Origin of the sequence: Borrelia puertoricensis (genome assembly GCF_023035875.1) — a bacterium.
In the GTDB taxonomy this organism is placed as follows: domain Bacteria; phylum Spirochaetota; class Spirochaetia; order Borreliales; family Borreliaceae; genus Borrelia; species Borrelia puertoricensis.
Genome location: NZ_CP075388.1, coordinates 50,973 through 59,540, shown reverse-complemented (window position 1 = coordinate 59,540; position 8,568 = coordinate 50,973). Strand labels below are relative to the sequence as shown.

Here is an 8,568-nt window from a genome sequence, read left to right as displayed (position 1 = left end):
GATTATCTCCCTTATGAGTTATTTATCATAATAATAACCCATTATTCAGTAATAAGTAAATTAATAATTATTAAAGACTAAAATTTATTTTTGTTTAGCAAAAATGATAGTGTTTATGATATTTTTTGTAAATATTTTTGTTAAAAAAATAGTTTTTGATATATATTTATGTTTAGTAACTCATAAAGGAGATTAAATATGACAAAAATAAATGAACATAGATCAGAGGAAGAGATGCAACAATTTGATTTGTACGGACAAATGGTGTTTAAGGGTTTTGAATCTTTTGCATATCAAAGTCAAGAAAATCTTAAAGGTAAACAAAAACAGTTAAGTAAAATAAATAAGGTAGGACGTAAGTTACCAAAAATTGGTAAGAATGAGTGTTTTAAGTTTAATAGTAAGGTTGACTTTAGTGTGCAAAGAGAATCGTTAAAGCGTATGGGAGCTAGTGAAGTTGGAAGCATGTTTATTGGAGCTGATTCTTTAGAGAAATTAATGCTAGAGCGAATACTTAAAGCTATAGGAAGAGAAATACCATTTGAAGATAATTTGAGCATGAGAAAGGGAAAGATATTAGAATCTTTAGGATTTGATGAATTTGTTCGTATGAACGTGGATAATATTGAGGTGTTACATAAAAATAAATATTCAAACGGTATTGATAAATATAATTACTTTAAAAAAGTTGAGGGCTGTGAGACATTAGTTGGTTCAACAATTGATGGATGGTTTGTAAATATTGCTGGAGAAGCCGAGTTACTTGAGATCAAAATTAGTGATAATTTTTACTTAAAAAGTGCAGCTATTGAATACAACAAGAGTGGTAATTTTTTAGAAGATAAATATTTCTTCAAGTATTATGTTCAAGTACAAATGCAGCTACTCTGTACAGGTTTAGATAAGGGAAATTTATTTTTTATCATAGGTGGAGAGGCTATCAACTGTGTAATTGATAAGAGTGATGATTTTATTAGTTATATAATGACTGAAGTTTCAAGATTAGAGGGAGAAGTTAGTAGTATTGCCCAGTCTTTAAAATCAAGAAGTGATATTGATATTAAAAATATTGATTTAGACGAGCTTAGTGATATTATAAGGGATTTTTTGAAAAATAATTTTTTATATGAAGAGCTATGTGATGTAGATTTCAAGCTTGAATTTTTAGAATTTGTAAAATCAAGTCAACTTGAGATTGATGAAGACGAAATTTTGGATTTAAGTAGACGTTTAGATGAGATTAATGCATTGCAATCTGAAATTGATAAGGTAGAAGAGGAGACTAAAAAGGCTCAGGCGTTAGAGTTGGCTAGGGTAACCAAACCTATTAAAGATAAACTTAAATTTCAAATAGATGATCTTTATCGTAAATTTTCTTTAAATGAACATATAAATTATAACTTTGATGGGAATAGGTTCTCTTTAGATATGAGTAAGAGAGCTATTAAGGATAGGTTTAAGTTTTTAAGCTGTGTTATAGACTTTACTTTTAGTAGTAATTCAAATGAATGGTCTACACCTATTTTAAAAGCTGTTTAAGGGTACCTTTATGAGATTTATGTTTATGGTTTTATTTGTAGTAATTACTTACAAGATTTTAAGATTTTTATGTAAGTTTGGTGTGAGAATTATAAAGAATCTCTTTCAAGCTTATTATGCAAGACGAGAATTTTTAGAAAATCTTGAGAGACTTGATTGTGATTTAAGACGTATGGAACTTTTAAGTAGGCTTTCTGATAAGGAGAGTTCTGGTGTTTGATATTAACTTGTTAAGTATGTCTGGTCGTTTAACAAGAAACTGTGAGGTTATTTATACTAGTAATAGTTTTCCTATATTAAAATTTACACTAGCTAATAATAGAGGTGTAAAGAAGAATAACTGTGTGACAAGACAGGCTCAATTTTTTGACTGTGTGATTTTTGGAGCTAGAGCTGAGAGTCTTGCTGCTTTACTTAAACGAGGGGTTCAAGTTGTACTTAGTGGAGCCCTATCTTATTCAAGTTGGAATGATAAGCGTACAGGTGAGGGTAAGAGTAAATACAGTATTTTGGTAAATGATATTTGCGTCTTAAACTCATCAATTAAAACACAAGATATTAATGAGAATAAGCTTGAAGATGAGTTTTATGAAGATATTCCTTTTTAATATCTATATTTAAGTTAAGGGAAGTAGGGGTGGTGGTTTAAAAAATAAAGATTGTAAGTGAGATTATATATGAGAATAACGCAAAATAATCCAAATTTAGTCTCAGAAGTACGTCAGTGGGGATGTTACTTTTTATCTCTTCATTATTACGTATCAGTTTTTAAAAAGTTGCAGTTTAGTGTTCTTGATATAAATAGGAATTATCATAACTTTGTTAAGTCAGGGTGTATGAGAAGTAATTGTTATATTCTAAATCCATGCGCTGTACTGAGACGGTTTGATATCAGTGCAAGTGTGAGGTGGGAGGGCCCTGCTTACAGATGTTTAGATGGAGAATTTGAGATAAGTGAAGTTAAAATTAAAAATACACCAGGATATCATTTTATAGCAACTAATTTGTCTTCTGTACTTTATGATTCACTCTCTCTTAAAGAGCGAGGAAGGGAGTATAATGTTACGTCTAAACGTGTGTTTAGAAAAATATAAATCTCTATTTATAAAAAAAAGAGACTCTCCGGTCTCTTTTTTTTAATGGTAAAAGGTTAATATAAAAATTTTATAAATAAGCTGTATTTATTATACATAATATTTTGTAAAAAAATAGATATTTAGCAAAATTTATTTCAAGCTAGTTTTGATATCTTTGTAAGCCTGTATTTTACTTGCACTTGAGAGACCATAAACATTATCAATCTCAGAAGTAGATGAATATTTCATAAGTTCTTTTATTTGGAATGCATTATAACCACGTGATTTTAGAGTAGCTATGAATATATTTCTACATAAATGAAGAGATTTTCTTTCTTTAAATCCTCCCTTAATGAGTAATTCTTTAAATTTTTCGGTAATCTTTTTTATATTAATTTTATTATCACGAAATCTAATCTTACTTTTTTGAAATAGATATGTACGTCTTGCATCCATACCTTTTTTTTCGAAATAAGTTTTATGGGCCCTCATAATAGCGTCAAATTCATCTTTATTAATTACAACTTCTCTTATGCAAACACCTCTTCTCTTTTTTGCAACATTAACACGCAGGCTATAGAGTAGTTCATTATTACTACCTTTTTCTTTTGATATCTGGTCAAGTTTTATATTTTGTACCTCAACACCCCTACAACCAGTAACTGAGAGTAAGTGTACAAACCATCCTGAAATGGGGTCTAGACTTTTAAGTCTCTCTATAGAGCGTTTTACGAGTCTAATTGTCTTGTCATTAAGATAAAATCTAGTTTTGGGTTTAGTAATAATTTGCTTTTTAGAAGGATTGGTAATTAACAACAGTTCTTCTCTTAAGAGTTCATTTTCTTTAATTAAATTTTTTATTTTTTTCTTTAAGTAAATCATTCACTATCATGTAATTTTAAAGTTAACTAAATATTATAAAAATTACTAAACTTGTGTAAAAAATATTAGCAAATACTTACACGTAGAGTCAATTTTTAAAGGTCGCCATTGTATAGAAAATATGCTCTTATACATATTTGTAATAAATATAAAGGATATTTTTTTGAGAATTTAGGGAATATAACTAGCATTCTTTCCATTGTTATTAACAAATACTTATAATTTTACTTTCTGTTTACTTTATCTGTCGCTTTAGTACCTTTCAACTTTGCAATGATGGATTACTTAGTACAAAATTTAAATTCTCTATCTCTGTTAACTTAAAGTTTACTTTTATAGTTACTCTTACCATTTTTATAACGAGTTTAATTTATTTTCTATTACACATCTTTATCTAGAATTTTTGTTACCTTATTCTCTTAAATCTTTCTTTTTTAAATCCCCATTTCTTAACTTTCATCTTTAGTTATTAGAGTTTTATTTAACCACCTGATCCACAAGTGCTTGATGCTTGGTTTTTAAAATTATCTAAGTTTTCACCACCATTAAGAGCACCCTTTACTACTTGTTTAAAAGTTTCTTTTTGCTGGCTAGCATTCTCACCTGTGCATTTTGCAAGTTCAGTATTTATGTGATCAAGTGCTCCTCTCTTTATTCTTCAGATTCATCATGACTGGTAAAATTTTGTTGAAAATAGAATCATTACCTAAAGCCTCTTTTAAAAAGTCTAGGTTTTTTTTTTGAGTTTCATTTAGCTTTTCTCTTAAGGATGCTTCTTCAGGTGTTTTTTGTATTTCTGATTGTTCTTCGAAGTTTCTTTTAACTCTACTCTTAGGTGTAGCATTTCCATGCTCATATTCACAACTACTAATTAGTAATAATAAAATCAAAATAAAATTAATTTTATTCATATTAAATCCCCTTATCATTTTTTATGATTTTAAAAATATATCTCTATTTACATATCTTTAATGTACATTTACGTATAAGTATTAATTGTTTTTGTAAAATTTATTGTTTTGTTATAAATTTTATGTTAAATATATTTTTGTTAACCTATTAGTTAACTTATATTAAAAGGTATGAATAGGGTAAAGAAATCGTTTGATGATTATGTTGTGTATTTTAGAGAAGGGAAGCTTAATAACACTGGTATAGCAAAAGAGCTGGGAGTTAGTCGTGTTAATGTAGGAAAGATGAGACGCAAATGGGAAGCGCTTAAAGATGACCCTGAGTATATTACTGGTGCTGCTAAGCTTACTATTTGTGAAGATACTTTAAATAATATCTTATTTCATGCATCACAAAGTACAGCCCAGGCGCGTGATCTTAAAAGTCAGTTTAGTATGGCTAAAAGTATGTTGGGACTAGAATTTATAAATTCATTTAGTCGTTATTTAGAGTTAGAACTTAAAACTCATAATTACAAAATAGAAGAACTCGAGTCTCAAATTAGCAATCTTTACAAGAAGACTTTAAGTAAAAAAGTTGCACATTCAGAAGAAGAGAGTCGTGAGCTTGAAGAGTTAAAACTTAAACTCGATGAGCTTAAAAGGGAGAGAGAACTTAAGAAGATGTCACTATGTTACAAGACAATGCTAAAGCTTAAAGCTACTGATACAGATGTGCGCTCTAAATTACAAATTTAAAGGATATGGTAATGGATATATATAAGCTGCCTATATTTAAAGAAATGCAGCGAGAGTACAAGCGTGATTTTGGTATTGATATAATGGATTTTATTAAGCCTAAAGCATTGGAGGTTGATTTTAAAGGATTTGAAAGTAAATATTTAACTTCAAAACAACTTAAAGTAGTACGTAATATCGAGAAGAATAATCAAAGTAAAATTATTTTATCTGGTGGGATTGCAAGTGGTAAAACATTTCTAGCATGTTATCTATTCTTAAAAATACTGCTTACAAATAGGAATGTGTATAAAAGAAATACTAATAATTTTATAATAGGAAATTCCACAAAAATCATTAGAGGTTAATGTTATGAGTGAGTTAGAAGATATTGCTAGTATGCTTAAAATACCCTTTAGGCCAAAATTTTCTAATACATCATATTTTGAAATAGACTCACTAAGAGTTAATTTGTATGGTGGTGATAGGGCAAGTGATTTTGAGCGGTTTAGAGGCTCTAATTCAGCGCTTATTTACGTTAATGAAGCAACTACACTGCATAAAGAAACATTAATAGAATGTTTAAAAAGGCTTAGAGTAGGAATGCAGGCAATTATATTTGATACCAATCCTGACAGCCCGGAGCATTTCTTTAAGCTTGATTATATTGATAATACAAAAATTTACTCTAAATATAACTTTACAACATATGATAATGAATTAATTTCTCGGGATTTTATTAAAACACAAGAAGAGATTTACAAGGACATTCCAACATATAAGGCAAGGGTTCTACTTGGAGAATGGGTCCCGTCCTGTGATGCGATATTTACTAATGTTAATCTTACAAGTAACCATGAATTTATATCCCCAATAGCATATTTAGATCCTGCATACAGTATAGGAGGAGATAATACAGCCCTTTGTGTTTTGGAGAGAGTAGATCAAAGTTATTATGCATTTATTTTTCAAGAAAAGTTACCAGTAGGTGATCCTAAGATGTTAAATACAATTAAAACTATACTTACAAATCTTAATGTACACAAACTATATGTTGAAGATAGGGATAACGTTTCTGGGCATGGGAATGTGACTAAAATGTTTCTTAAACTTAGGGCGGGTATGAGTCATAATTTTAAAATTGCTCCAATTAAACCTATAAGTAATAAATTTACTAGAATTGCTACGTTAATAGAGCCATTTGCAACATCTAAACTTAGTATTATGGATTATTCAAGTAAGTCAGCTATATCTGATATTTATAAGTACAAAGGAGATGGGAAGAGTGATGATGATTCATTAGATAGCCTATCAGCATCATATATGTTATTGACTCTAAGTATGCGTACTCTTAAAGCTCATTTTACTAAAATAAGGTTCCTATAACCGTTAAAATATTATATAATAATTACATAAGGAGTGTTTTTATGGGACTTGCTCAACGAGTTATTACACAGCAAATGGTTATAGCTGAACTTACTAAAGCCGGTATTAAGAGAGATATTGCTATTGATCTGTCTTATAGGTATTATCGTAATGAGCTGACTTATAAAGACATTGAATTCTTAAAAGAAAACTTTGATATAAAATTGAAACACTTAGAAGATGGGATTAGTAGTGTTAAGGATGAGCTTAACACCAAAATAGATACTAAATTTAATGAACTCGATAAAAAAATAGACACCGTTGAGAGTAACTTTAACCTTAAGCTTGAAAAAGTTGAAGCTCTCTTACAATCTGAGATTCAAAGGGTTGAGACAACTTTAAAATCTGATATTAGGGACCTTGACAATAAAATAGATGAGTTGAGAATAATCTTAAAATAAGATAGATATAAATTAATGAATGTAAAAGATAGAAGTCAGAAGTGAATTAAAATCTGATATTAAGGACCTTGATAATAAGATAGATACTAAATTCAATGAACTTGATAATAAGATAGATACTAAATTCAATGAACTTGATAATAAGATAGAGAAATCTACATTAGAATTTAAAAACACATCTAAACTCCATAATTGGATGTTTGGTACTATCATAACTCTTACTTTAGGTATTTTATTAGCATTATTATTGAAATAATTTTTATTTCCCCCCCCAATTAGTACAGATACAATAAAATATCTATATTTTATCGTATATGTATTTGTTTCTTTTATTTTGACAAAAACTATTATTTTTGCTACAATCTATATGCAAACTGAAATTAAAGGAACAAATTTGTATTATTTTGATGAAATAAAGAAACGATCAAATAAGATCTGTCCTTTGGAATTATATAAATATTCGCTTTTTTTTAGGAACTATATAGAGAATCCTGCTGAGGATGCACTGAAGAATGGTATTCATCTTGAAAGTTTAGATAATATTAGTGAATCTGAGATAGCAAGACTTAAAAGAGAGCTTAAAGATGCTCTTTTAAATCTTATAATTAGTTATAGATTTAATGGTGCAGGATATATTTTAGTTCTAACTCGTGATGAACTGACAGAATTAGAAGAAGAAGTAAATTCTGAATTGCCCATTGGATTTAAATATCTAGATTTCAATTTAGTTAAAGATTTGGGCATTTATGACCAGTATATTACTTACACAGTAAAAGAAGGAAATACTTCTTACTCTTTAGTTAAGATACATAAGAGTAGGGTAATAATTTTTGATAATTATGATTATATCTTAAAACGTTACATACCATGTTATAGTGAAAGTTTTTTACTTAATATTTATCTACTTGAGAAAATTTATACACAGATAGATAAGAGAATAGAGACACATAATTTTCTTTTTTATAAAGATGAAGCATTAGTTGGACTTCAAGATGCACTATCAAATGCAACTGCATCATTAAACAGCTTAACACATAGAAATAATAGTAATAATGGATTATTTGCAGGTCTATTTCAAAGACAAAGACAGGATAATAACAGCATATCTGATCTTAAGAGTATTAATGATAGTCTCTCAAGAGAAATCGAGAGATTAAAGTCAAGTTTAAATAATGAAGGAATATTTTACACTTCAACAACAGATGCATCATTAGAGGTAATTAAGTATGATCTTACGTATTTAAAAGAGGCATTGGCATTAGTAAAAGCTAAGATAGGAGCAGATACAAAAGAGCCACTAACTCGAAGTTTTAATGAACAGACTAAAGGTTTGGGAAATGATGGGAAGGGAGATAGATCCAATTATTATGATTTTCTTAAAGGAATACAAGAAGCAGTAGAGATTGCTGTCAATATTAAACTATCTAGGTATTTTGATTTAGAGATGAAATTTAATTCTCTTGTTATGCTTAGTGAAGAAGAGAGAGTAGATAGAGATCTCAAATTAATAGAATTTTTCGGTAAATATAGTGAACTTATAAATAAAAGTGTTTTAAGCAAAGATGAGATATCAAAGCTAAAAGAAAAATTATTTTCAATTTAGGTTAAGGAGTTTTC

At 28.6% G+C, this 8,568-nt stretch carries 10 protein-coding genes and 1 pseudogene; 8 read left to right on the top strand and 3 right to left on the bottom strand.

Translation table 11 applies throughout. The features are described 5' to 3' along the window. The first annotated feature begins 198 nt into the window (after window positions 1-198). The 4 genes from bpuSUM_RS06855 to bpuSUM_RS06840 all read left to right on the top strand — a co-directional run bounded on the left by bpuSUM_RS06855 (window position 199) and on the right by bpuSUM_RS06840 (window position 2,633). Entirely contained in the window at window positions 199-1,539 is a 1,341-nt protein-coding gene (locus tag bpuSUM_RS06855; protein ID WP_247067192.1) for a DUF244 domain-containing protein, read from the top strand. 10 nt (window positions 1,540-1,549) lie between these two features. Further along, window positions 1,550-1,759, top strand: a complete 210-nt coding sequence (locus bpuSUM_RS06850) for a hypothetical protein (protein ID WP_247067190.1) — start codon at window positions 1,550-1,552, stop codon at window positions 1,757-1,759. Between the two features lie 16 nt (window positions 1,760-1,775). Then, window positions 1,776-2,147, top strand: coding sequence for a single-stranded DNA-binding protein (locus bpuSUM_RS06845; protein ID WP_247066503.1), 372 nt, complete (start codon window positions 1,776-1,778; stop codon window positions 2,145-2,147). Window positions 2,148-2,216: 69 nt separating this feature from the next. Beyond that, window positions 2,217-2,633, top strand: a complete 417-nt coding sequence (locus bpuSUM_RS06840; RefSeq protein WP_247066745.1) for a DUF261 domain-containing protein — start codon at window positions 2,217-2,219, stop codon at window positions 2,631-2,633. A 132-nt stretch (window positions 2,634-2,765) separates the two neighbouring features. Here the strand turns inward: bpuSUM_RS06840 and bpuSUM_RS06835 are convergent, their stop codons facing one another. The 3 genes from bpuSUM_RS06835 to bpuSUM_RS09990 form a co-directional block, all read right to left on the bottom strand. Further along, window positions 2,766-3,497, bottom strand: coding sequence for a tyrosine-type recombinase/integrase (locus tag bpuSUM_RS06835; protein ID WP_247067188.1), 732 nt, complete (start codon window positions 3,495-3,497; stop codon window positions 2,766-2,768). A gap of 481 nt (window positions 3,498-3,978) precedes the next feature. After that, the gene (locus bpuSUM_RS09995; RefSeq protein ID WP_347343306.1) at window positions 3,979-4,128 is read right to left on the bottom strand and encodes an Mlp family lipoprotein; all 150 of its coding nucleotides are present in this window, start codon (window positions 4,126-4,128) and stop codon (window positions 3,979-3,981) included. A gap of 4 nt (window positions 4,129-4,132) precedes the next feature. Further along, the gene (locus tag bpuSUM_RS09990) at window positions 4,133-4,408 is read right to left on the bottom strand and encodes an Mlp family lipoprotein (protein ID WP_347343300.1); all 276 of its coding nucleotides are present in this window, start codon (window positions 4,406-4,408) and stop codon (window positions 4,133-4,135) included. A gap of 171 nt (window positions 4,409-4,579) precedes the next feature. On the opposite strand from bpuSUM_RS09990, the gene bpuSUM_RS06825 reads away from it, so the two are divergent. From bpuSUM_RS06825 to bpuSUM_RS06810, 4 genes and pseudogenes are all read left to right on the top strand, one after another. Next, on the top strand, window positions 4,580-5,146 hold the full coding sequence (locus bpuSUM_RS06825) for a DUF603 domain-containing protein (RefSeq protein WP_247066576.1): 567 nt from the start codon (window positions 4,580-4,582) through the stop codon (window positions 5,144-5,146). An 11-nt stretch (window positions 5,147-5,157) separates the two neighbouring features. Next, a pseudogene (locus bpuSUM_RS06820) lies at window positions 5,158-6,511 on the top strand (PBSX family phage terminase large subunit). A 41-nt stretch (window positions 6,512-6,552) separates the two neighbouring features. Beyond that, entirely contained in the window at window positions 6,553-6,951 is a 399-nt protein-coding gene (bdr, locus tag bpuSUM_RS09985) for a Bdr family repetitive protein (RefSeq protein ID WP_347343299.1), read from the top strand. Between the two features lie 367 nt (window positions 6,952-7,318). After that, window positions 7,319-8,554 (top strand): anti-CBASS protein Acb1 family protein, encoded by a 1,236-nt coding sequence (locus tag bpuSUM_RS06810; protein WP_247067186.1) that lies wholly within the window; start codon window positions 7,319-7,321, stop codon window positions 8,552-8,554. The last annotated feature ends 14 nt before the right edge of the window (window positions 8,555-8,568 follow it).

Excerpts from the sequence above, each read along its gene's own strand:
- bpuSUM_RS06855 (WP_247067192.1), top strand. The coding sequence starts at position 199 with ATGACAAAAATAAATGAACATAGATCAGAGGAAGAGATGCAACAATTT.
- bpuSUM_RS06850 (WP_247067190.1), top strand. The coding sequence starts at position 1,550 with ATGAGATTTATGTTTATGGTTTTATTTGTAGTAATTACTTACAAGATT.
- bpuSUM_RS06845 (WP_247066503.1), top strand. The coding sequence starts at position 1,776 with ATGTCTGGTCGTTTAACAAGAAACTGTGAGGTTATTTATACTAGTAAT.
- bpuSUM_RS06840 (WP_247066745.1), top strand. The coding sequence starts at position 2,217 with ATGAGAATAACGCAAAATAATCCAAATTTAGTCTCAGAAGTACGTCAG.
- bpuSUM_RS06835 (WP_247067188.1), bottom strand. The coding sequence starts at position 3,497 with ATGATTTACTTAAAGAAAAAAATAAAAAATTTAATTAAAGAAAATGAA.
- bpuSUM_RS09990 (WP_347343300.1), bottom strand. The coding sequence starts at position 4,408 with ATGAATAAAATTAATTTTATTTTGATTTTATTATTACTAATTAGTAGT.
- bpuSUM_RS06825 (WP_247066576.1), top strand. The coding sequence starts at position 4,580 with ATGAATAGGGTAAAGAAATCGTTTGATGATTATGTTGTGTATTTTAGA.
- bdr (WP_347343299.1), top strand. The coding sequence starts at position 6,553 with ATGGGACTTGCTCAACGAGTTATTACACAGCAAATGGTTATAGCTGAA.
- bpuSUM_RS06810 (WP_247067186.1), top strand. The coding sequence starts at position 7,319 with ATGCAAACTGAAATTAAAGGAACAAATTTGTATTATTTTGATGAAATA.